The sequence below is a fragment of the Lentzea sp. HUAS12 genome (genome assembly GCF_024125735.1).
GTDB classification, from domain to species: domain Bacteria; phylum Actinomycetota; class Actinomycetes; order Mycobacteriales; family Pseudonocardiaceae; genus Lentzea; species Lentzea albida.
This window is the reverse complement of sequence record NZ_CP099738.1, coordinates 9,640,006-9,660,678: the sequence shown is the minus strand read 5'-3', so window position 1 is coordinate 9,660,678 and position 20,673 is coordinate 9,640,006. Positions and strand designations below refer to the sequence as shown.

Below are 20,673 nucleotides of genomic sequence, written 5' to 3'. Positions count from 1 at the left end.
GTCGCCGGAGGGGGGTGACGTGGCATGTCCGAGCAACCCATGTCGCGCGAAGAGGTCCGGTTCGCCGTCGTGCTCAACGGGGGCGTGAGCCTCGCCGTCTGGATGGGCGGCGTCGTGCTGGAGCTCGACCGGCTGACCAGGCCCGGATCGGTGTACCAGCCGCTGCTCGACCTCGTCGGCTGCACGGCGCGGGCGGACGTCATCGCGGGCACGTCGGCCGGGGGCATCAACGGAGCCGCGCTGGCGTTGTCGCAGGTCAACAGGAACGCCGACCTGAGCCGCCTGCGGGACCTGTGGGCCGAGCAGGGGCGGATGGAACAGCTGCTGCGGACCCCGTTCCGCGGCTCGCCGGCGTCGTTGCTGAAGGGCGACGAGTTCTTCCTGCCCCGCCTGCAGGAGGCGCTGGCCCGGCTCACCACCGACTTCGCGCCGACCGAGCCGAACGAGCGCCCGATCGACCTGCGGATCACCACCACGCTGCTCGGTGGCGTCCCCACGACCACCTACGACGACCTGGGCCAGCCGCTGTCGCAGTCGGTGCACCAGGGGTCGTTCTCGTTCCGCCGCGACCCCTACAAGTGGGTCTCCGAGCACACGCGTGACGACTTCACGCCCGACGTGCTGAACGACCGGGTGCTGCAGCTCGCGCTGGCGGCGCGGTCGAGCGCCAGCTTCCCGTTCGCGTTCGAGCCGAGCTTCATCCCCGTCGGTGGCCAGGCGACGCCGGACCGCCCGGACATGGCGGACGTCGCCAGCTGGGCGGGCGCCGGCGACCGCAGCCGGTTCGCGGTCGACGGCGGTGTCCTCGTCAACACGCCGACGAAGGAGGCGCTGGAGGCCATCGACCGGATGCCCGCGGACGGACCGGTGCGCCGCGTGATGCTGCTGGTCTTCCCGCACGCCGAGCCGCTGGGCACCGAGCCGGTGGCGGACATGCCCGGCAAGGGGCTCACGACCGTGGGGTCCGGCGGCAAGCTGCTGGGCGCGATGTCCAGCCAGGCCGGCAGGACCTACGTCGAGAAGATCGAGGAGCACAACCGCCGGGCCGCGAGCAGCCGGGGTGGCCGGATGGCGTTGCTGGAGCGGCTGCACACCGCCGGTGACGACGTCGTCGGTGAGGTGTACTCGTTGGCGGACAAGCTCTTCGGCCACTACGAGGACGTCGAGATCCGGCTCGCCGCCCGTCAGGTGACGGCGCAGCAGTTCGCGCTGCCCAAGGGGAACCCGGCGAACTGGTCGTTCGAACGGGCGCGCCGGGCCGCGGAGACCGCGCAGCGCAAGTGGAAGGCGCTGCACGGCGTCCTGCCGTACGTGCCGGGCGTGCGGCTGCCGGGCGCCGTGTGCCGCGAGGACGTGGGCTGGGAGTGGGGCATCACGATGGCCGAACGCCTCGGGGCGTCGGCGCTCGACCTGCTCAAGCGGCTGGTGTGGGTGGTGCCGGAGGAGCACGCCGAGCAGATCACGCGGGCGCGCCGGGAACTGCACCAGGTGCGCGCGGAACTGCGCAGGCTGCGGGAGGAGCTGTTCGACTGGAAGCCGTCCGACTCGCTCGGCGAGACCTACTGGACCGGCAGGCTCGCGAGCTACCACGAGCACATGGTCGACGGGCACGTCGGCCTGGAGGTCCGGGCGCAGGTCGGCGAGATCGGCCGGATCGTCGGCGAGGCGCAGCGGGTGATCGGCGGGCTGGACGAGCACCGGATGAAGCTCGGCGGGCTCGTCTGCTGGCACGCCCTGCTCGGCGCGCCGGCGGTCGCGTCCGAGGCCGGTCTCGACGACGGCGAGCGGTGGCTGTCGCGGATGCTGGCGCTGGAGATCGCCGGGACGTGCCTGTCCGACGACGCCTCGACCGGGATGGACACGCCGGTCGAGCTGGTGCAGGTGTCGCTGCAGACGCGCAACGCGTTCGCGCGGCAGTCGATCACCGCCGACGACAAGGCGGGCGGGGCGTCGCTGTCGCGCTTCTCCGGTTTCCTGAAGCGGTCGTGGCGGGTCAACGACTGGATCTGGGGCCGTCTCGACGGCGCCACCATGTTGTGCCGCGTGCTGTTCGACCCGCGCCGGCTGCGGCGCATGGACCTGCTGGGACGCCCGGCCGGTGACACGCGCACGGCCGATGCCCGCGCGAAGGCCGTGGTCGACGAGGTGGTGCGGTCCATGTTCGGGCTGGAGCTGCCGGTGCAGGTCGCCGCGTGCGCCGAGGAGGCCCGCGTCGAGCTCGCCGGCATCTACGAGACCGAGAACGAGCTGTCGCCGTCGTCGATGAAGCTCGCCGAACTGGCCGCGTGGGGCCTGCACTGGCGGATCATCTGCGAGGAGCTGCCGCGGCTGCGGGCCGCGATCATCGCCGACCGCGGTGACGGCGCGGACAAGCGCTCGCGGGGTGAGCTGTTCCTGGAGGAGCACGCGGACCTGTTGCGGCGCCTGGAGAACCCGGCCGAGCACACGGTCACGCTGGGCATGAGCGCGCTGAACGCCTTCGACCGCGCGGGCATCGGCCGCGAGCCGCTGACCCAGGAGGCCGCGTCGGACCAGATGATCCGCACGGCCGCCACCGCCGCGGCCGTCGCCGTGACGGTGGCCGACTCCGAACGCTCCGGGCTCGCCGCCGTCCGCCCCGTCACGCGGGTGGTGCGCGGCGCGGCCCTGCTCCCCTACTGGACGATCACCGGCCTGACGCGCGGCGGCCGGCTCGCGCAGTTCCTGGGACTGCTGGGACTCGCGGTCGGCGGCGCGCTGGTCGTGATGGCGATGTTCGGGATGCTGCCGGCGTGGGCCGCGGGTCCCGGCGCGGCGTTGGGCGCGGCCGGTCTGCTCGGCGCTTTCGGTTACGCGGCTTTGCGAAGCGGCACGATGCTGCACGGCCTGGTGTTGCTGTCGCCTGTGATCCCGTTGGGGGCCATAGCCGTCGACCGGCTGCCCGGTGACCGCGCGGAGATCACGACCGGCACGATCACCGTGGCCGGTGTCGCGTTCGTGGTGGCGGCGTTGCTGGTGCTGGGTTCCCTGCCGTCGCCGATCCGCACACCGCTGGCGGTGCTGGCCGACTTCCGGCCGCTCGAGATCGTGCGGCGCCGCTGGAAGCAGGCCGCCGTGGTGCTGGTGGTGGCGGCGGTGGCGTGGTCGGTGTGGCGGTTCGGGTTGCACACCGAGCCGTGGCTGGTGATCCCGGCGTCCGTCCTGTGTGGAGCGTTCGGGATGTGGATGGCGCTGACCGGTGGCAGGTCGCTCCAGCGGTGGCGCCGGGTCGAGGGCGTGTGGGGCACGGAACGCGCCGAGCCTCCCGCCGCGGCCACCGCGGGCTGGGCCGTCATCTACGGCATCGGCTACCTCGTCGTCGCCGACGTGCTGCTGGTCGTCGGGCCGCGCGGGTGGGGCTGGCAGGCGGTGATCGGCACGGCGCTGGCGTTCGGCCTGACGTTGCTGCTGATCACGCCCTGGTACGTGCCGCGGCGGGAACGCCGCCGGCTGCGCGACCAGTTGGTGGACGAGGCGATCCCGGCTGTTTATCCGCCGGGGTGCGATGTGGCGGCCGTGTTGAGGGAACGGCTGGAGGGGCACGCTTCGCTGTACCGGTTCCTGGTGGAGGGTGAGGGGGAGCACCCGGAGGAGTTGACGCTGTCGCCGGCAGGGCTGGCGGTGGCTCGGAGGATCGAGGCGAAGCTGTCGTGAGGGCCGACGCGACCCGCAACATCCAGGCCGTGCTGCGCGCGGCAGCCCGTGTGTTCTCCACGGACCCCCTCGCACGGATCACCGACGTCGCCGCCGCGGCGGGCGTGGACAAGCGGACCGTCTACCGCCGGTTCGACTCGCGCGAGGACCTGCTGCTGGCGGTCTACCGCGCACGGCTCGACGAGCTGGAGGCGTTGATCGACGAGACGCTCGTCGACCGGCCGGTCCGCGAGGCGCTGCCGGCGTTCTGCGAGCGCGGCATCCGGCTGAGTCGCGACTGGCCCGTCGACGTCCGCGCGGCGACCGATCCGGCGATCCGGTCGCGGCGCGAGGAACTGGACGCGCGAATGGACGACTTCCTGCGCCGTGCCGAACGGGAGGGCGTGCTGGCTCCCGGGCTGCCCACCGGGTGGTCCTTGCGGACGTTGCAAACGCAGCTGCACACGGTCGCGCAGGAGATGCCCGCGCTGGAGCCTGCCGAGGCCGCCGCGCTGGTGGTCAGGACGTTCCTGCACGGTGTCGGCGCCGTGTGACGAGGGCCATGCTCGCCGGCGGGCATTTTTCCGCCGCACCGGACGTCTTAAGTGTCACAAGTTGTGACACTTAAGGAGCTGGATCATGTCGAAGACGTGGCTCGTCACCGGGGCGTCCCGGGGGTTCGGGCGCAGGATCGCCGAGGCGGCGGCCGAAGCGGGCGACCGGGTCGTCGCCAGCGCCAGGAACCCGCGGCAGCTCCAGGACCTGGTGCTGCGGTACCCGGACCGGGTGCGCGCGGTGGCGCTGGACGTCACGGATCCCGAGGCCGCCCGCCGCGCGGTCGAGGAGACCGTCGAGGCGTTCGGCTCGCTCGACGTGGTGGTGAACAACGCGGGCTACGCCGACAGCGCGCCCATCGAGGAGATGTCCGAGGCCGACTTCCGCGCCCAGGTGGAGGCGAACCTGTTCGGCGTCGTGAACGTGACCCGAGCGGCGCTGCCGGTGTTGCGCAGGCAGCGTTCCGGCACCTTCGTGCAGTTCTCGTCGGTCGGCGGGCGCGCGGGAGGCACACCGGGCATGGGCGCCTACCAGACGGCCAAGTTCGCGGTGGAGGGCTTCTCCGAGGTGCTGGCGAACGAGGTGGCGCCGTTCGGCGTGCGGGTCGTGATCGTCGAACCGGGAGCCTTCCGCACCGACTGGCAGGGGTCGTCGATGGTCCGGCACGAGGTCGGCGCGGACTACGAGGAGACCGTCGGCGCGATCAACCGGTTCCGCGACGAGACGGACGGCAGGCAGCCGGGCGACCCGGTGCGCGCGGCGCGAGTGGTCCTCGACGTGGTGGGGTCCGACGAGCCGCCGCGCAGGCTGGTGCTGGGTGCCGCGGCGGTGGAGACGGTGCTGGCGGCGGAGGCCCGGCGGACGGCGGAGACGCGGAAGTGGGCCGCGGTGAGCGCGTCGGCGGACTTCCCTGCCGACGAGAGCTGAGAGCGGTCCCCGGAACGTCCGCTCACGGCACCGGCCCGGCCGCACGTCGCGACCGGACCGGTACTTCACCCCGCGGCTCCCCCGAACCGTCGAACTCCCCCTCAGGCCGCCAGCGCGATGACCGGCACCGGCTTGCCCATCGCCCGCGAGTACAGCGCCTCGAACCGCTCCAGCGTCGTCCCCAGCGCGTGGTGCGAGATGATCTCGCTGCTGGCCGCCCCCATCCGGGCCCGCATCGGCTCGTCGTGCACCAGCGTGTGCAGGCGCTGCGCCAGCTGGTTCACGTCGCCCGGCTCGAACAGCCAGCCGTTGCGGCCCGGCTTCACCAGGTGCGGCAGCGCCATGGCGTTGGCGGCGATGACCGGCTTGCCCGCGGCCATGGCCTCCATGGTGGCGAGGCTCTGCAGTTCGGCGACGCCGGGCATGACGAACAGGTCGCAGCGGGCGTAGGCGTCGAGCAGGTCGTCCTCGGACACGAAGCCGTGGAAGCGCACGCGGTCGGTGATGTCGAGGTCGCGGGCCAGCAGCTCCCACTCCGCCTTGCAGGTGCCGTCGCCGACGATCTCGCCGAACGCGCCGGGCACTCGGGCGAGGGCGCGCAGGAACTCGTCGACGCGCTTCTCCTCGTCGAGGCGGCCGACGAACAACGCCGTCGGGCGGTCGTTGTGCGTCACCGAACGCTGGTACCGCGCGATGTCGATGCCGCACGAGACCGGCACGGCGGTCTGCGGGAAACCGCTGTCGTGCAACAGCTGCACGGCACGCGGCGTCGGGGCGGTCACGACGTCGGCGCGACCGAAGACGCGGGCGAGGTCGCGGTAGGCCCACTTGCGCGCGAGGCCCTGCAGGAACGACGGGACGTGCGCGTGGCTGAAGAGGTTCTCCGGCATGAAGTGGTTCGTGGCGAGCGTGGGGATGCCCTCGGCCACCGCCGCGTTCAGGACGAACCGGCCCACCACGAAGTGCGCCTGCACGTGCACGACGTCCGGCTTCAGGGCCTTGACCAGCTCGGCGGCCTCCTTCGAGGCCTGCCACGGGAGGCAGAAGCGGAAGTCCGGGTAGAACGGCAGCCGGTGCGACCGGAGCCGGTGGACTGTCACCCCTGGGATCTCCGTGGCGCGGGGCGAGTCCGGGGCGATGACGTGGACGTCGTGGCCTCGCGAGGCGAGACCGACCGCCAGGCGCTGCGCGAAGCGCGCGGCACCGTTGACGTCCGGCGGGAACGTGTCGGCGGCGATGACGACGCGCAGGGCGCTGGAGGTGTTCACGGGAAGCTCCGTTCGGATGTGTTCACGAGGTTGGCGAGCGAGTGCGAACACGCCGCACACCGCGGCGAGGGCGCAGGCGAACAGCAGGACACCGGTCACGAGGGACAGGTGGGCCGCTTCGCCGAGCAGGAAGATGCCGAGGCCCACGGCGACCAGCGGGTCCACCACGGTCAGGCAGGCGACGGCGAGATGAGGAGGGCCGCCCGCGTAGGCGTGCTGGACGAGCCAGCCGCCGACGGCGAGCGAGAGGGCGATGCCGAGCACGGACGCGAGGTGCGAGAGCCCGAAACCGCCTTGCTGCACGGACTGGGAGACGGCGCGCATGAGCACGGACACGTAGCCGTATGCGACGCCACCGGCTGATGCGAACGCCACAGCGCGGATGCGTGCGTTGGACGTAAGGGCCGCGATGACGCCCGGCACCGCGATCAGACCGAGAGTGACGAGTCCGGCCGTGAGTTCGACGTCGGGCACGACCTTCGTGGCGGTCGCACTGCCCGAGGCGAAGAACACGAACGCACCGACGCCCACGGTCGTGAGCAGGATCGCCGGCAACTCGCGGAAGCGGCGGTCCATCAACGCGGTCATGCCGATCGCGAGCACGCCGATCGGCTGCACGACGGTCAGCGGTGCCATGCCGAGAGCGGCCGCGTGCACGCCGGCGCCGGCGACCAGCAGCGCGAGGCCGCCCAGCCAGCGGGGTTGCCGCAGGACGCTGGCCCGCGCGCCGTTCGAGGCGATCGCGTCGTGCTGCAGGCGGGCCGCGAGGGCGAAGCACACGGCTCCGAGCACGGCGAGCGTGATGGCGAGCAGTGTCATGACGTGCGCCTCACCTGTAGTGCCGCGATGGCGAAAAGGAGTACGTAAAGAGATGCGAACAAAACGCGTTCCGTAAGTCCGCGCGCCTCGAAACCGCCGAAGGAAACGTGGCTGACGAGAAACGCGGCGGACGAGATCGTCGCCGTTGTTGCGATACCGAGCAGGGCCGGAAATTGACGGGCGATGAGCACTCCCGCGGCCGGAAGCGCCACGAACATCACCGCGCCGGCGTACCGGTGGATGTAGCCCGACATCGTGGTCGGCGCTCCCGTCGGGTCGGTCGGGAAGATCGTGGCCACGGTCAGCCCTGCCGACCAGATGCCGATCAGCCACTGCGCTGACCTGCCTACACCCCGCAGGTTGACGGCGAGCAACGCCGAGACGGCCGCGAGGCTAAGAGACGTCGCCGCCAGCCAGCCCGTGCCGTTGTCGACGAACACGTAGTCGCTGATGACGTCCGAGACCGGGCTCAGCTGACCTGCCGACACGACATGCAGGTAAAGAATCGGGACCAGTGAGAACACCAGTCCCCCGACCACCAGACCTCGTCTTTTCGCCCCCGCTTCGACCACGGGAAAAGTCTCTTGTGAACGAGGTGATCAACCAATGGGGAACTCCCCCGAGGGGACCCTGAGGTGTCCCTGAGTCACCGGGGTAGGGCCAGCCCCACCTTTTTCAGCTCCACTTCAGGAATGGGCCGAATGACCCAACTGCGTGCGGACCGCCCCGACCGCCTAGGCTTCGTGCCTGTGAGCCCGAATCCCCAGCCTGCGGTGGAAGTGTCGGGGCTGGTCAAGAGGTACGGCTCGAAGACCGCCGTCGACGGCCTCGACCTCGTCCAGCAGCCCGGCACCGTGCTAGCCCTGCTCGGGCCCAACGGCGCGGGCAAGACGACGACGGTCGAGATCTGCGAGGGCTTCCGGCAGGCCGACGACGGCTCGGTGCGCGTGCTCGGCATGGCGCCCGGCTGCGAGGCCCTGCGCCCCCGCATCGGTGTGATGCCGCAGGGCGGTGGCGGTTATCCCGGCATCCGCGCCGAGGAGATGCTGAACCTCGTGGCGGCGTGCGCCGCCAACCCGCTCGATCCGAAGTGGCTGATCGAGGTCCTCGGGCTCGGCGGTGCCGCGCGCACCCCGTACAAGAGGCTCTCCGGCGGCCAGCAGCAACGGCTTTCGCTCGCGTGCGCGCTGATCGGCCGGCCCGAGCTCGTGTTCCTCGACGAACCGACCGCGGGCATGGATCCGCAGGCGCGCCGACTGGTGTGGGACCTCGTCGCCGCGTTGAAGGACGACGGCGTGGCCGTGCTGCTGACGACGCACCTCATGGACGAGGCCGAGGCGCTGGCCGACGACGTCGTGATCATCGACGAGGGCCGCGTGGTCGCGCAGGGCTCCCCCGCCGAACTGACCGCGCACCGGGCCGACGACCAGCAGTTGCGGTTCCGCGCCCGGCCGGGTCTCGACCTGTCGTTGCTGTCCGCCGCACTGCCCGAGGGGCTGAAGGTGCGCGAGGCGACGAAGGGCGCGTACGTCGTGGAGGGGCTGATCGACCCGCAGGTCGTGTCGACCGTCACGTCGTGGTGCGCGCAGCAGGGTGTGCTGGCCGAGGAGCTGACGGTGGCCAAGCGCAGCCTCGAAGACGTTTTCCTGGAGCTGACCGGCAGGGAGCTGCGCTCGTGACCACCTTCGCTCCCGGCACGTTCAAGCCCGCGCCCGGCCGCGGTTCGCTGCCGCGCATGCTCTTCGTGCACGCGCGCACCGAGGCGATGCTGACGTTGCGCAACGGCGAGCAGATCCTGCTCACCGTGATCATCCCGCTGGCGTTGCTGGTGGCCCTGTCGGTCATGTCGGTGATCCCGATGCCCGAGCCCCGCGTGGGGTCGGCGACGGCCCGGATCTTCGCGCTGGCGATCATCTCGTCGGCGTTCACCGGGCAGGCCATCGCGCTGGGCTTCGACCGGCGTTACGGCGTGCTGAAGCGGCTCTCCGCCTCGGCGCTGCCCCGCTGGCTGCTCGTGGCCGGACGGGTGTGCGGCGCGCTGGTCGTGGTCGCTTTGCAGATCTTGTTGCTCGCCGTCACGGCGTTGGTCCTGGGCTGGCGCTTCCCGCTTTCAGGGCTGCCGTGGGTCGTGCTGCTGATCGTCCTGGGCACGCTGACGTTCGGTGCTCTCGGCGTGCTGCTGGGCGGGGCGCTGCGAGCCGAGATCGTGCTGGCGCTGGCGAACATCATCTGGTTCGTGCTGCTGATGGTCGGCGGGGTGGCTTTGTCGGTGCCCGTCGGGTTCGTGCACCTGTTGCCGTCGGCTGCTTTGGCCCAGGCGCTCGAAACGTCTGTGGTGCACGGCACGGCACCCGGTGTGGGCCCCGTCGCAGTGCTCGTGGCCTGGGGTGTTGTGGCGGGCGCCTTGGCGACCCGGACGACGAAGCTGACATAACGGCGCCTACCATCAAGGCGTGTCGAAGCTGACCGCCTTCCTCGTGTCCTGGCAGCGTGCGTTCGCGATTGCCGTCGTCATCGCGCAGGCCGGAATCGCGGTCACCGGGTCGATCGTCCGCGTGACCGGCTCCGGTCTCGGCTGCCCGACGTGGCCGCAGTGCTTCGAGGGCAGCGTCACCCCCGTCGAACACCCCGAGGTCGCGACCCTGCACCAGTGGGTCGAGTTCGGCAACCGCACGCTGACCGGTGTCGTCGGCATCATCGCGGCCCTGTGCGTGCTCGCGGCGTGGTTCCACCTGCCGCGCCGCCGCCGGGTGCTGGTGCTCTCGCTCGTGCAGCTCGTCGGCGTGGCCGTGCAGGCGGTCGTCGGCGGCATCACGGTGCTGACGGGCCTCGCCTGGTACACCGTGTCGATCCACTTCCTGATCTCGATGGGTCTCGTGTGGATGGCCGTGCTGCTGGTGAGCTCGCTGTCCGAGGGCGACGGTCCCGCCCGGCTCAGGGTGCCGGCGCCGTTGATGAGGCTCCAGGTCGTCATGGCCGTCGTGCTGGGCGCCCTGCTGCTCGCGGGCACGTGGGTGACGGCTGCCGGGCCGCACGCCGGTGACGCGTCGACGCCGCGCCTGGACGTCGAGGTGGCCACCCTCGCGCAGATCCACGCGGACCTGCTGTTCCTGTTCCTCGGCCTGCTGATCGCGATCGGGTTCTTCACCCGCACCCGCACCTACTGGACGCTGGTCGCCGTCGTGCTCGCCCAGGGCGCGCTCGGCATGGTCCAGTACTGGACCGGTGTGCCCGAGGTCCTCGTCTCGATCCACGTGCTCGGCGCCGGGGCCGTCGTCGTCGCCACGGCGGCACTGTGGACGTCCTCGCGCGAACGCACGCACGTCGTCGAGGTGCCTTCCGACGACGATCAGGCGCTCAGCAAGGCCTGAGCCTCGCCCTGGTCGTTGTGGCCCGCCCAGTTCGCGGGCGTGGCCTCGAAGTTCACGTCGGTGATGGTCCGGTCGGCGCCCGCGTCCAGCAGGACCCGGATGACCGGCAGGTGGCCGCGTTCGGCCGCGAGGTGCAGCGCCGTCACGCCCTCACCGTGCATCGGGCCACCGAACGTCGTGCGCTGGTTGGGGTTCGCACCCAGGTCGAGCAACGTGCGGGTGGCCTTCTCGAGCCCGCACCAGGCGGCCCACGCGAGCGCCGTGCCGCGGTAGACGTCGGCGTCGATCCTGGCGCCGCGCTTGAGCAGGTCGCCGAACACCTCGGTGCGGTCGTTGCGGGCGGCCCACGACAGCGCCTCGTCGAGCACCTCCTGCGGGTCGTTCGTCGGCCACCAGCGCGGAAAACCGCTGTGCGGCCGGTAGTAGCCGCGCTTCGCCTCCGGCTCGGCGGCGAGGTCCAGGTCCCCCAGGCCGGCCGCGGTGCGCAGGTTCGGCGGCTGGACCCCGTGCCGCGCCAGGAGTTCCGCGGTCTTCGCGTTGCCCCAGAACAACGCCACGGTGAGCGGCGTGCCACCCTCGCCACGGGCCTCCAGGTCGGTGCGCGCACCTTTGGCCAGCAGCAGTTCGGCCAGGTGGGGCTGGTCCGCGTACGCGGCCTGGTGCAGCGCCGTCCAGCCGTGCACGTTCTGGTGGTCGACGTCCGCGCCCGCGCTGAGCAACACCTCGACGAGCCGCTCGTCGCACTTGGCCGCCGACAGCCCCAGCAGGTCGTTCCCGTTGGTGCCACTGGCCTTCACGAGCCACGGGTCGCGCGTGACGATCGCCTTGAGCTCACCGGGGTTCTGCATCTCGATGGCCTGGTAGGCGCGGGCGAACGGGCGCGGCTTGCGGATGTTCGCCCTCAACGCCCGCCAGTCCTCACAGCCGTGGGCCTGCGCGAGCACGATGTGCGCGCCCTCGTCCGTCAGCGGGACGTCGTCGAAGACCTCCAGCGCACCCGGCACGCCGTCCCACGCGGAGGCGAGCAGACCACGGGCTCGCTCCTCGTAGTACTCGATGTCATCGCGAAACGGGTGCCACATGGCACCACGCTACTTCGGTGAGGCGGGCCTGCGCTCCCACAAAGCGGGCAGTTCCTCCGAGAGCCAACCGTAGAGCCTGTCGACGGTCTTGAGACGCTGCGCGCGCTCGGGATCGCCGCTGAGCAACCGCATGCCGTCGTCGGTGAGGACCTGCACGCTGGCGATCGCGGTGAGCTTGCGCTGGATGAACTCCGTCCAGGCCTTCTCGTTGATCCGGTACTCGGCCGCCTGCCGCCCGCGCCGCGTCCGCTTGGTCACCAGGCCGACGTTGACCAGGTACTTGAGGTTCGTGCTGATCGACCCGCTGCTCGCCTCGAGCTCCTGGGAGAGTTCGGCGGCGGTGCGCTCGACCGGCTGGCACACCAGCAGGTAGCCGAGGATGCGGCCACCGATCAGCGGGATGCCCTCCTCGGCGAAGTGGGCCGCGAACCGCTCGATCCAGGCGGACAGCCTGGTCTCCCGCCCGACGCTCATCAGCGATCCCTTTCGGTCGACACTGAAGCCATCGTAGCGATCTTGTCAACGACGCCGTGCCGAACGATATGGACGGCGCCGGACGGCACCGCGCGTTCGTCTTGGCGTTCAGACGTTTCCGGTGAGCTTCACGCCGGCGAGGAAGAGCTCCCAGGACTCCGCCGACACCGGCAGGTGCGTGGCGGGAGCCTTGCTGTCCCGGACGCCGACCCCGTGCCCCACCTCGACGCAGTTGTTCGCGGTGCTGCTGTAGCTGCTCTTGCGCCAGTCGATCATTGGAGGCCCTCCAAGATGTTGTCGATCACCGCCCTCGATTGTTCCCGATCGAGAGCAACAGCGGCGAGACGCTTTATCCGATCCATGTAGAGGGCGATGGTCTCCTTGTCGTCGAAGAACAAGCCGCAGTTCAGGGTGTCCTGGAAGATCAGCGGCGGGAATTTGGGGAACTTCATCAGCCGGAAGTCACCCGCCGCACCCGCGTGCATCCCGATCGACCGCGGGACGACGTGGATGTTGATGTAGGCCCGCACCGACATCCGCATCAGATGGGCCAGCTGTTCACGCCAGACCTCCTCGCCACCTACGGGCAGCAGGAGCGCGTGCTCGTGCACGTAGAACGTGAACGTCCGGCCCGGCCTGAGGATCTCCGCTCGTGCGACCCTCGCGGCCACAACCTTCGGGATGTCGTCCTTCTCATGGGGCCCGGCCTCGGTGACGGCGTAGGCGTACTCGGGGATCTGCAGCACGCCTGGAACGACGGACATCGTCCAGTCGATGATCTCGTCGGCTTCCTTCTCGTGTTCGATCAGCGTGCGGAGCTGGTCCGGGACGCCGTCCTCGGGGAAGAGGATGAACCCCTTCTCCCCCGCCTCCAGGAACAACGCCATCAGGTGCCGCCGCTCGGCCAGTGACAACCTGCAGTAGGCCAGCAGCACCTCGACCTCGTGCGCGGTGACGCCGCCTTTGCCGTTGACGAGGTCGGACAGCTTCGACTCGTCCCAGTCGAGCTCTTCGGCGAGCTTGCGTTGCGTCAGGCCGGTCTTGGCGATGGCGGCGCGGAGGCCGTTGCCGAACTCGCGGCCCACGACGTTCGACTCTCTTTTGGGCATGGCGAGAAACGTAGGAGCCGAATGCCTTCCAGTTCTATCGTTTCATCTCAAAAAGCCCTGAAAGAGGCCTGCTTGGAGAATGTCCAAGCGACCAGACAGGCGTGAACGCCTTGTCAGCGGCGGCTACTGGTGAGATCGGCAGGATCGAACGTCACAGACACCGTGCTCGTGACTGCCACCGTCCCGGCAACACCGGCTGCCAATGTCGCGGTCAGCGAGTAGGCGCCAGCGTCGAGCTGATAGCAGTAGATGGTCGGACCCTCAACGTCGGCTGTCTCCACCCGCCAGTAGCGCTCCACACCAGCTGCGGCGAACGCTGCCGGCTTTTCAAGCCTGTCGTTCTTCTTCGTCGATGGGCTGACCACCTCGACGACCAGCACCACATTGCGGACATCAACGGAACCGGTGTCGAGAAATTCCGACGTCACCACGACATCAGGGATGTAACCGAGGTTCCTGCCGACGCGGACTCCGATCGCGGTCAACGCTTCCATCCCCTCCCGCGCCACTGCGGCGTCGAGAAGAGTCTGGAGGCGGTCCGCCACCCGCTGATGCCTCATGGCCGGAGCGGCGTTCACGACGAACCGTCCGTCGACCAGCTCGATGCGACGGCCTTCTTGCGGATCAAGGCTCTCCCAGTCGTCCAGGGTGTAGCCGTCCAGACGCCGCGCAGTGGTCACTTCATCACCCCTAGCCTGGCCTTCTGACACCGGTCGACCCACAGTTCCAGTCTGACACGTGTGGCGGCCGATGCCCCAGCCACCGAGGGCGACGCTAGACAGCGAACGGCCCCGAGTGCCAGTCACTCGGGGCCGAACAACCAGAAGGTGTGAGCGCTTGGACCAGGTCCAATTCAGCAGACGGGCGCGAGCGGGGTCGTCTCGTCGGGCCCCGCCTTCCGGCGCCACCGGTCCAGCTTCGCGTGCTCGGTCAGCGAGATCAGCGCCTCCCGCACGGACAGCTTCACCCGCGGGTCGCAGTGCAGCACCGGCACGTCGGGCGAGATGCCCATGCCGTGGATCACGGCCTTCACGTCACCCCGGACGGAGGCGTGCACGTTGTTCAGCGCCAGCACGTACGGGATGTTGTGGTCCTCGAAGTACCGCATCGCGTCCACGGAGTCCGCCGGGCGCATGATGTCGAACAGCACGACGGCGCCCACGGCACCGCGCACCACGTCGGTCCAGCCCGCGCGGGCGTCCTGCCACTGCGGCGCCACGAACAGGTGCAGGGCGAGGCCCGGGTCGAGCCACACGCGTCCGAACTGGATGCGGACCAGTTCCGTCACGCCGCCCGCGCGCTCCGGCGCGAGGGAGCTCATCGTCAGGAGATCGCTCTCCACGATGGACCTGATGAAAGTGCTCTTGCCCACGCCGAAGCCACCGGCGACGACAACCTTGGCCGAGGTCAGCTCCCGACCGGGGGGCCCGGGGGGCCCGAATTCGGGAAATCTAGAGCCGACGTAGTCCACTAAGCACTCTCTCCATCAACCCGAGGTCCGGCGTGTCACCGCCCGCGGAAGCGGTCTGGTGCACGTCCACCAGACCTCGTTCCGCCATGTCGCCGAGCAACACCTTCACGACTCCCAGCGGGAGTCGCATCAGTGCCGCCACTTCCGCGACGGATCGCGGGGTGTGGCACAGCTCGATGACGCGTTGGTGCTCCGCCTGCAAGATACCTGTCGACTGCCGACTCTGATCATTGGCGGAGACAAGTGTCTCGATCTCGAGGTTGATGTTCGACCGAGTGCGCCCGCCCGTCCAGGCATATGCACGAACGATCGAGGCGTCGGACGGCTCCGGGAAGACGGGCTCGAACGCCGGCACCTCGGTCCGCGGCACGACGGGGGTCGTGTCCCGCTCCGGCACCTCGTCCGGCGTGCGCGTGCGCTTGCGGCCCGAGTCCAGGGAGAACCCGTTCATCAGGTCGGCGAACGTCTGCTCGGCGGGCGTTTCGGCCCGCCTCCGCCGTCGGGGCGCGTCAGAGGACGAACTCATGGATCACCTCACGCTGTGCAGCTGCGCTCGCAGTTCGGGGGTGAGGATCTGGCCCACCTGGTCGACGACCACGGTCATCTCGTAGGCCACTTGACCGACGTCGCTGTCGGGGGCGGCGAGAACCGCCAGACAGGACCCGTCTCGAATGGACATGAGGAGCATGATCCCGTAGTCCATCTCGATCACGGTGCGCAACACTCCGCCACCTTCGAAGCATCGTGAGGCACTCAGCGTGAGCGCCACGACGCCCGAGGCGATGGCGGAGAGCTGGTCCGCGCGCTCGGGAGGCAGACCTGTCGACTTGGTGAGCAGCAGGCCGTCGACCGAGATCACGATGGCATGGGCGACACCGGCCACGCGATCGGTGAAGTTCGTGATCAACCAGCCGAACTGGTCGACCGGACGCGACTGCGGCGTGCTCATGCCTTCTCCCCGTTGTACTGGCCGTTCCCCTGGCCTTTTCCGTTCCCGCCGCCACCGAGCGGCGCCTGGCGCAGGCCCGTCTGGTAGCTCGCGAGAAAGCCCCGTGCTCGTTCCGGATCGCGCTTCGGGCCCGTGGCGGGACGCGCGACGGTCCCCGGTCGTTCCGCGAGATCGGGGAGCAGGTTCTTGCGCGGTGCCCGTTTCGGCAGCCCGGCGTCGGTCTCACCGGCGTCCGTCACGGGGTCTCCGGCCTGCTCCCACACGGTTCCGCCGGGCTTCTTGCCGAACCAGGATGCCACTACTGACGGTGACGACGTTGGGGAGGGTCCGAGGTTGGGCCCTGCCGACGAACGGTCGCCGTTGACCGATTCGTCCGAGACTCCGCTGCCGGCGAACCAGGAGGACGTCGTCTCACTCGGCGATTCGGCCGGCACACCGTTGTGCTCGGCCGCGGCGGAACGGGGGGTGCGCTGCGGCAGCGACTCGTCGATGGCGGCGCCGCGGAAGGACGTCCACTCGGCCGACTCGCGCGGCTGTTCGATGGCCGGGGCGGGCACGGCCGGCGGCGCCAGGTTCGGCGTCTTCACGACGACGTGCGGCTGCTTGGCGATCGGCTGCTTCGGCTGGGGCAGTGCGGCGTGGCGCGGCTGCGACGGTGCCGGGGCCTCCTGGTTCGACCGGGCGAGCTCCGCCGGCACGAGCACGAACGCGCGCAGGCCCTCCCGGCCCTCCCCCGCGCCGCGCAGCCGGACGGTGATGCCGTGGCGGCCCGCGAGCCTGCCGACGACGAACAGGCCCATCTGGCGCGACACGGGCACGTCGTCCTCGGTGCCGGACGAGAGCCGCTCGTTGGCCTCGGTCAGCTCGGCCGGGCCCATGCCGATGCCCTGGTCGGCGACCTCGACGAGGACGGAGCCCTGCTGGTCGAGCCGGGAGCCGATCACGACCTGCGTGGTGGGCGCGGAGAACGCGGTGGCGTTGTCCAGCAGCTCCGCGATCAGGCGCACCAGGTCGCTGGCCGCGTAGCCGACGACCTCGACCGACGGCGTCGACTTCACCACGACGCGCTGGTAGTGCTCGATCTCCGACGCGGCGGCGCGCAGCACGTCCGCGAGCGGGACGGGCTGGCTGAACCGGCGCGCCATGTCCGTGCCGGACAGCACCATCAGGTTCTCGTTGTTGCGGCGCATGCGCGTCGCGAGGTGGTCGAGCTTGAACAGGTTCGCGAGCTGCTCGGGGTTCTCCTCGTGGCGCTCCAGCTCCTCCATGAGCTTGAGCTGGCGCTCGACGAGGCCCTGCGAGCGGCGCGACAGGTTGACGAAGATGTTCTTCATGCCCGACCGCAGCGACGACTGCTCGACGGCGGAGCGGATGGCCTGCTCGTGCACGGCGTCGAACGCGCGGGCCAGCTGGCCGAACTCCTCGACGGAGTGCACCGGCACCGGTTCGATCTCGGTGTCCGGCTTGCGGTCGGCGCGGATCGCGGCGACGACCTCGGGGAGGTGGTGGTGCGCCACGTCGAGGGCGGAGCGCCGCAGCTCCGACAGCGAGCGCAGCAGGTAGCGGCCGATGACGAAGCCGAGCGTGCCGGCGATCAGCAGCATCGCGAGCAGCACGACCGCGGCGGCGCCCGCCTTGTTGGACGTGTCGTCCTGCAGCGCGGCGGCGGTGTTCGCGAGCTCGTCCTGCAGGCCGCGGCCGACCTGTTCCATCAGCCGCGCTGTGGCGCCGGACGACTTGTTCCAGTCGTCGACGGCGATGCCGAACTCCTGCGGCGGCTTGGGCTGGCCGGGGCGCGTCGCCGGCGGCGGGGTGCCCTCGGGCTGGGTGAGCGCGCGTTCCACGAACGCCGTGCGCAGCGCCACGCCGGCACCGGTGACGGTCTGGTCGTAGGCGCGGCGCTGCTCGGTGGTGCCGATGGCCTGGAAGTCGTTGAGGCGGTCCTGCAGGCGGATGTCGGACTGCTCCAGCGCGCGGATCTCGGGGCCGAGCAGCTTGCCGCGGCCGATCCCCGCCAAGACGAGCGCGTGCTGCAGTGAGACCTGCTCCTGCGCGATGACCATGTGGTGCAGGGCCTGCGCGGTGCCGGAGATGGCGTCGTCGTTGAACTGGCCGACGAGCGCCTGTTCGAAGTCCAGCAACGACTTCACGACCGCGGTGTAACCGGTGGTGCCGCCGGACGGATCGCCGCCGTCACCGCCCTGGACGACCTTCTCCCGCAGGTTCTTGAGCGTCTCCAGCTGGCCGCCGAGCTCGAGGAACCGCTGGCGCGCGACGTCGCTGACGCCCTCGGTGCGGTCGACGCGGCGGCGCACGGTCGCGGCGGCGTTGTCGGTGGCGCTGATCTGGTTCTGGTACGCGCCGACGCCGGAGCCGCTGGTGGCGCTCTGCGCGGCGAGCGTGCGTTCCTGCTGGACGCTCGAGATCAGGGGCGCGAGATCCGCCCTGAGACGAACCAGGCCCTGCATCTGCACGTAGTTGTCGGACCGGTCGACGTAACCGGAGATCTGCATCGCGCCCGCGCCGACCGCGACGGCCACCGGGACGGCGAGCACCACGCCGAGCTTGACGGGCAGGCGCCAGTTGCGCCAGTCGCTGATCTTTCTCCACTCGACATTCACGAAATGATCCCCAAGGCGCGCTCGAAGTGCCTCACTATCGGCTACCTCCTGGCCTGGCGAATCCCCGCGAGTCGATGTCCCCGCAGCTCGATATCTCCATCAGCCGTATCGGGTGTGAGCGGATAGTAGGCCAGAGAGCGTGACGCGACAACGACCTCGGGCGTGCACGATCGATCACCCAGGGTGACGAGCGACCTTTTGGGGTGGTCCTGCAGGTTCAGGGGATTGACTCGCCGCCACGCGTGGTTACGCTTGCGCCTCCCACCCCCGGACCGGACGCGCTGAGTGCGCGGAGCCTCGCCGGGCAACTCCCCGTAACGAATGCGAGCGGTTGATGACGAAGGCGCTGCCCTCCGTGTCACGCCCGGCCACCCCCGGTTTCGCGACCTTTGAAGAAGAGCCCCGTCACGCTTTGCTCATAGACGGTGACGGTGAGCCTGATTACGGCGCCATCCAGACGAGTGAGGATTTCCTCAACCTGAAGCGGCGGGTGAAGCGTTTTATTCTCCCGGCAACACTGGTGTTCCTCACTTGGTACATCACCTTCGTTCTGCTTTCCGCTTACGCCGCCGACTTCATGAGCACTCCGCTGTTCGGAACGGTGAACGTCGGCTTGACGATGGGATTCCTCCAGATCGTCACCACCATCATCATCACAATGGCGTATGCGCGTTACTCCAAGAGGAAGCTCGACCCGCAGGTCGACAAGGTGCGCGCACTCGCGGAAACCGACGAGGAGCTCGCGTGACCGGGGCGAACACCGCGATCAACCTGACCGTCTTCGGCGTCTTCGTGCTGCTCACGCTGTACGTCGTGTACCGGGCGTCGACGCGCAATGTCAGCGCGTCGGACTACTACGCGGCGGGCAGCAGTTTCACGGGCACGCAGAACGGCATCGCACTCTCGGGTGACTTCCTGTCCGCGGCGTCGTTCCTCGGCATCTCCGGCGCGATCGCCGTGAACGGTTACGACGGCTTCATGTACTCGATCGGGTGGGTCGTCGCCTGGCTGATCGGCCTGATGCTGATCTCGGAACGACTGCGCAACACCGGCCGCTTCACCATGGGCGACGTGATGGCGTTCCGCATGCGCCAACGCCCCGTCCGCGCGGCCGCGGCCAACTCGACCCTCGTGATCTCGCTGTTCTACATGATCGCGCAGATGGCGGGCGCCGGCGGCCTCATGGCGCTGCTGCTGGACGTGCACAGCAAGGTTGGCCAGGCCATCATCATCGCGGTCGTCGGCATCGTCATGGTGCTGTACGTGCTGGTCGGCGGCATGAAGGGCACCACGTGGGTGCAGATCATCAAGGCCGTGCTGCTGATCCTGTCCGTCTCGCTGCTGACGATCTTCCTGATCGGCAAGTTCGGCTTCGACTTCTCCTCGATGCTCGACCGCGCGACGCAGCGCTCCCCTCTCGGCGAGGCCGTGCTGTCGCCGGGCGTGAAGTACGGCGCCACGGACCTGTCGAAAATCGACTTCATCTCGCTGGCGCTGGCGTTGGTGCTCGGTACCGCTTCACTGCCCCACGTGCTGATGCGCTTCTACACGGTGCCGAACGCCCGTGAAGCGCGTAAGTCCGTCGTCTGGGCCACGTGGATGATGGCGATCTTCTACTCGTGCACCCTCGTCATCGGCTTCGGCGCGATGGCACTGGTCGGCACGGACAAGATCACCAGCGCGCCCGGCGGCGAGAACTCGGCCGCACCACTGCTCGCGTTCCAGGTCGGCGGCACCGTGCTGCTGGGCATCGTGTGCGCCGTGGCGTTCGCCACGATCCTCGCCGTCGTCGCAGGCCTCACCCTCACCGCCTCGGCCTCGTTCGCGCACGACGTCTACGCCAACGTGATCAAGCACGGCGAGGCCGACCCGCGCGACGAGGTGCGCGTCGCCCGCATCACCGCGATCTGCGTGGGCGTGCTCGCGATCGTCGGCGGCATCGCGGCGAACGGCCAGAACATCGCCTTCCTGGTCGCACTCGCCTTCGCCCTCGCCGCCTCCGCGAACCTGCCGACGCTGCTGTACTCGTTGTTCTGGAAGCGTTTCAACACCCGCGGCACCCTGTGGAGCATCTACGGCGGCCTCACGTCGTGCGTGCTGCTCATCATCTTCTCCCCCGCCATCTCGGGCTCGAAGTCGTCGGTGTTCCCGGACGCCGACTTCGCGTTCTTCCCGCTGTCGAACCCCGGCATCGTGTCGATCCCGCTGTCGTTCCTGGCCGGGTTCCTCGGCACGGTGCTGGGCGGGGAGAAGGCGGATCCCGGCAAGCAGGCGGAGATGGAGGTGCGCGGGTTGACCGGCATCGGGTCAGGTCTGCGCTGAACGAGGGCCGTTCGGCCTCTCCCCTCGTGGATCTCTCCGGCTGATACTGGATCG

At 69.8% G+C, this 20,673-nt stretch carries 19 protein-coding genes; 8 read left to right on the top strand and 11 right to left on the bottom strand.

Annotation, left to right across the window (positions count from 1 at the left end; all coding sequences use genetic code 11):
* The first annotated feature begins 24 nt into the window (after nucleotides 1–24).
* The 3 genes from ND450_RS45565 to ND450_RS45555 all read left to right on the top strand — a co-directional run bounded on the left by ND450_RS45565 (nucleotide 25) and on the right by ND450_RS45555 (nucleotide 5,133).
* Nucleotides 25–3,672 (top strand): patatin-like protein, encoded by a 3,648-nt coding sequence (locus ND450_RS45565; protein WP_253324095.1) that lies wholly within the window; start codon nucleotides 25–27, stop codon nucleotides 3,670–3,672.
* Complete coding sequence (locus tag ND450_RS45560) at nucleotides 3,669–4,205, top strand: TetR/AcrR family transcriptional regulator (RefSeq protein ID WP_253324094.1); 537 nt, start codon at nucleotides 3,669–3,671, stop codon at nucleotides 4,203–4,205. Before ND450_RS45565 ends, ND450_RS45560 begins: the two co-directional genes overlap by 4 nt.
* 85 nt (nucleotides 4,206–4,290) lie before the next feature.
* Nucleotides 4,291–5,133 carry an oxidoreductase gene (locus tag ND450_RS45555; RefSeq protein ID WP_253324093.1) on the top strand — a complete coding sequence of 281 codons (843 nt, stop codon included), beginning with the start codon at nucleotides 4,291–4,293 and terminating at the stop codon, nucleotides 5,131–5,133.
* Between the two features lie 101 nt (nucleotides 5,134–5,234).
* On the opposite strand, the gene ND450_RS45550 is transcribed toward ND450_RS45555, so the two are convergent.
* Nucleotides 5,235–7,220, bottom strand: coding sequence for a glycosyltransferase (locus ND450_RS45550; protein ID WP_253324092.1), 1,986 nt, complete (start codon nucleotides 7,218–7,220; stop codon nucleotides 5,235–5,237).
* Nucleotides 7,217–7,792 carry a DUF998 domain-containing protein gene (locus tag ND450_RS45545; RefSeq protein ID WP_089912813.1) on the bottom strand — a complete coding sequence of 192 codons (576 nt, stop codon included), beginning with the start codon at nucleotides 7,790–7,792 and terminating at the stop codon, nucleotides 7,217–7,219. The genes ND450_RS45550 and ND450_RS45545 overlap by 4 nt, the downstream gene beginning before the upstream one ends.
* Nucleotides 7,793–7,993: 201 nt before the next feature.
* Between ND450_RS45545 and ND450_RS45540 the strand changes: the two genes are divergently transcribed.
* From ND450_RS45540 to ND450_RS45530, 3 genes are read left to right on the top strand one after another with little or no spacing between them, the layout of a single operon-like run.
* Nucleotides 7,994–8,899, top strand: a complete 906-nt coding sequence (locus tag ND450_RS45540; protein WP_245786053.1) for an ABC transporter ATP-binding protein — start codon at nucleotides 7,994–7,996, stop codon at nucleotides 8,897–8,899.
* Nucleotides 8,896–9,654 carry an ABC transporter permease gene (locus ND450_RS45535; RefSeq protein ID WP_371927606.1) on the top strand — a complete coding sequence of 253 codons (759 nt, stop codon included), beginning with the start codon at nucleotides 8,896–8,898 and terminating at the stop codon, nucleotides 9,652–9,654. The genes ND450_RS45540 and ND450_RS45535 overlap by 4 nt, the downstream gene beginning before the upstream one ends.
* A gap of 19 nt (nucleotides 9,655–9,673) precedes the next feature.
* Entirely contained in the window at nucleotides 9,674–10,591 is a 918-nt protein-coding gene (locus ND450_RS45530) for a heme A synthase (RefSeq protein WP_253324090.1), read from the top strand.
* Here the strand turns inward: ND450_RS45530 and ND450_RS45525 are convergent.
* The 9 genes from ND450_RS45525 to ND450_RS45485 all read right to left on the bottom strand — a co-directional run bounded on the left by ND450_RS45525 (nucleotide 10,570) and on the right by ND450_RS45485 (nucleotide 18,297).
* Nucleotides 10,570–11,673 (bottom strand): ankyrin repeat domain-containing protein, encoded by a 1,104-nt coding sequence (locus ND450_RS45525; RefSeq protein WP_253324089.1) that lies wholly within the window; start codon nucleotides 11,671–11,673, stop codon nucleotides 10,570–10,572. The two genes, ND450_RS45530 and ND450_RS45525, sit on opposite strands and share 22 nt — an antisense overlap.
* Nucleotides 11,674–11,682: 9 nt before the next feature.
* Nucleotides 11,683–12,147 carry a GbsR/MarR family transcriptional regulator gene (locus ND450_RS45520; RefSeq protein ID WP_089912827.1) on the bottom strand — a complete coding sequence of 155 codons (465 nt, stop codon included), beginning with the start codon at nucleotides 12,145–12,147 and terminating at the stop codon, nucleotides 11,683–11,685.
* Between the two features lie 108 nt (nucleotides 12,148–12,255).
* On the bottom strand, nucleotides 12,256–12,423 hold the full coding sequence (locus ND450_RS45515; RefSeq protein WP_253324088.1) for a DUF397 domain-containing protein: 168 nt from the start codon (nucleotides 12,421–12,423) through the stop codon (nucleotides 12,256–12,258).
* The gene (locus tag ND450_RS45510; RefSeq protein ID WP_253324087.1) at nucleotides 12,420–13,256 is read right to left on the bottom strand and encodes a helix-turn-helix transcriptional regulator; all 837 of its coding nucleotides are present in this window, start codon (nucleotides 13,254–13,256) and stop codon (nucleotides 12,420–12,422) included. The genes ND450_RS45515 and ND450_RS45510 overlap by 4 nt, the downstream gene beginning before the upstream one ends.
* Nucleotides 13,257–13,369: 113 nt before the next feature.
* Complete coding sequence (locus ND450_RS45505; RefSeq protein WP_253324086.1) at nucleotides 13,370–13,936, bottom strand: Uma2 family endonuclease; 567 nt, start codon at nucleotides 13,934–13,936, stop codon at nucleotides 13,370–13,372.
* A gap of 173 nt (nucleotides 13,937–14,109) precedes the next feature.
* On the bottom strand, nucleotides 14,110–14,628 hold the full coding sequence (locus ND450_RS45500; RefSeq protein ID WP_253324085.1) for an ATP-binding protein: 519 nt from the start codon (nucleotides 14,626–14,628) through the stop codon (nucleotides 14,110–14,112).
* 79 nt (nucleotides 14,629–14,707) lie between these two features.
* The gene (locus tag ND450_RS45495) at nucleotides 14,708–15,253 is read right to left on the bottom strand and encodes a DUF742 domain-containing protein (protein WP_253324084.1); all 546 of its coding nucleotides are present in this window, start codon (nucleotides 15,251–15,253) and stop codon (nucleotides 14,708–14,710) included.
* Between the two features lie 3 nt (nucleotides 15,254–15,256).
* The gene (locus ND450_RS45490) at nucleotides 15,257–15,676 is read right to left on the bottom strand and encodes a roadblock/LC7 domain-containing protein (protein WP_089912836.1); all 420 of its coding nucleotides are present in this window, start codon (nucleotides 15,674–15,676) and stop codon (nucleotides 15,257–15,259) included.
* Nucleotides 15,673–18,297 (bottom strand): nitrate- and nitrite sensing domain-containing protein, encoded by a 2,625-nt coding sequence (locus ND450_RS45485; RefSeq protein WP_253324083.1) that lies wholly within the window; start codon nucleotides 18,295–18,297, stop codon nucleotides 15,673–15,675. The genes ND450_RS45490 and ND450_RS45485 overlap by 4 nt, the downstream gene beginning before the upstream one ends.
* A 334-nt stretch (nucleotides 18,298–18,631) precedes the next feature.
* On the opposite strand from ND450_RS45485, the gene ND450_RS45480 reads away from it, so the two are divergent.
* Together ND450_RS45480 and ND450_RS45475 are read left to right on the top strand one after the other, a co-directional pair.
* Entirely contained in the window at nucleotides 18,632–19,045 is a 414-nt protein-coding gene (locus tag ND450_RS45480; RefSeq protein ID WP_253324082.1) for a DUF485 domain-containing protein, read from the top strand.
* The gene (locus ND450_RS45475; RefSeq protein WP_253324081.1) at nucleotides 19,042–20,619 is read left to right on the top strand and encodes a cation acetate symporter; all 1,578 of its coding nucleotides are present in this window, start codon (nucleotides 19,042–19,044) and stop codon (nucleotides 20,617–20,619) included. Before ND450_RS45480 ends, ND450_RS45475 begins: the two co-directional genes overlap by 4 nt.
* Nucleotides 20,620–20,673: the final 54 nt, after the last annotated feature.

Excerpts from the sequence above, each read along its gene's own strand:
- ND450_RS45565 (WP_253324095.1), top strand. The coding sequence starts at position 25 with ATGTCCGAGCAACCCATGTCGCGCGAAGAGGTCCGGTTCGCCGTCGTG.
- ND450_RS45555 (WP_253324093.1), top strand. The coding sequence starts at position 4,291 with ATGTCGAAGACGTGGCTCGTCACCGGGGCGTCCCGGGGGTTCGGGCGC.
- ND450_RS45550 (WP_253324092.1), bottom strand. The coding sequence starts at position 7,220 with ATGACACTGCTCGCCATCACGCTCGCCGTGCTCGGAGCCGTGTGCTTC.
- ND450_RS45525 (WP_253324089.1), bottom strand. The coding sequence starts at position 11,673 with ATGTGGCACCCGTTTCGCGATGACATCGAGTACTACGAGGAGCGAGCC.
- ND450_RS45520 (WP_089912827.1), bottom strand. The coding sequence starts at position 12,147 with ATGAGCGTCGGGCGGGAGACCAGGCTGTCCGCCTGGATCGAGCGGTTC.
- ND450_RS45515 (WP_253324088.1), bottom strand. The coding sequence starts at position 12,423 with ATGATCGACTGGCGCAAGAGCAGCTACAGCAGCACCGCGAACAACTGC.
- ND450_RS45510 (WP_253324087.1), bottom strand. The coding sequence starts at position 13,256 with ATGCCCAAAAGAGAGTCGAACGTCGTGGGCCGCGAGTTCGGCAACGGC.
- ND450_RS45495 (WP_253324084.1), bottom strand. The coding sequence starts at position 15,253 with ATGAGTTCGTCCTCTGACGCGCCCCGACGGCGGAGGCGGGCCGAAACG.
- ND450_RS45490 (WP_089912836.1), bottom strand. The coding sequence starts at position 15,676 with ATGAGCACGCCGCAGTCGCGTCCGGTCGACCAGTTCGGCTGGTTGATC.
- ND450_RS45480 (WP_253324082.1), top strand. The coding sequence starts at position 18,632 with ATGACGAAGGCGCTGCCCTCCGTGTCACGCCCGGCCACCCCCGGTTTC.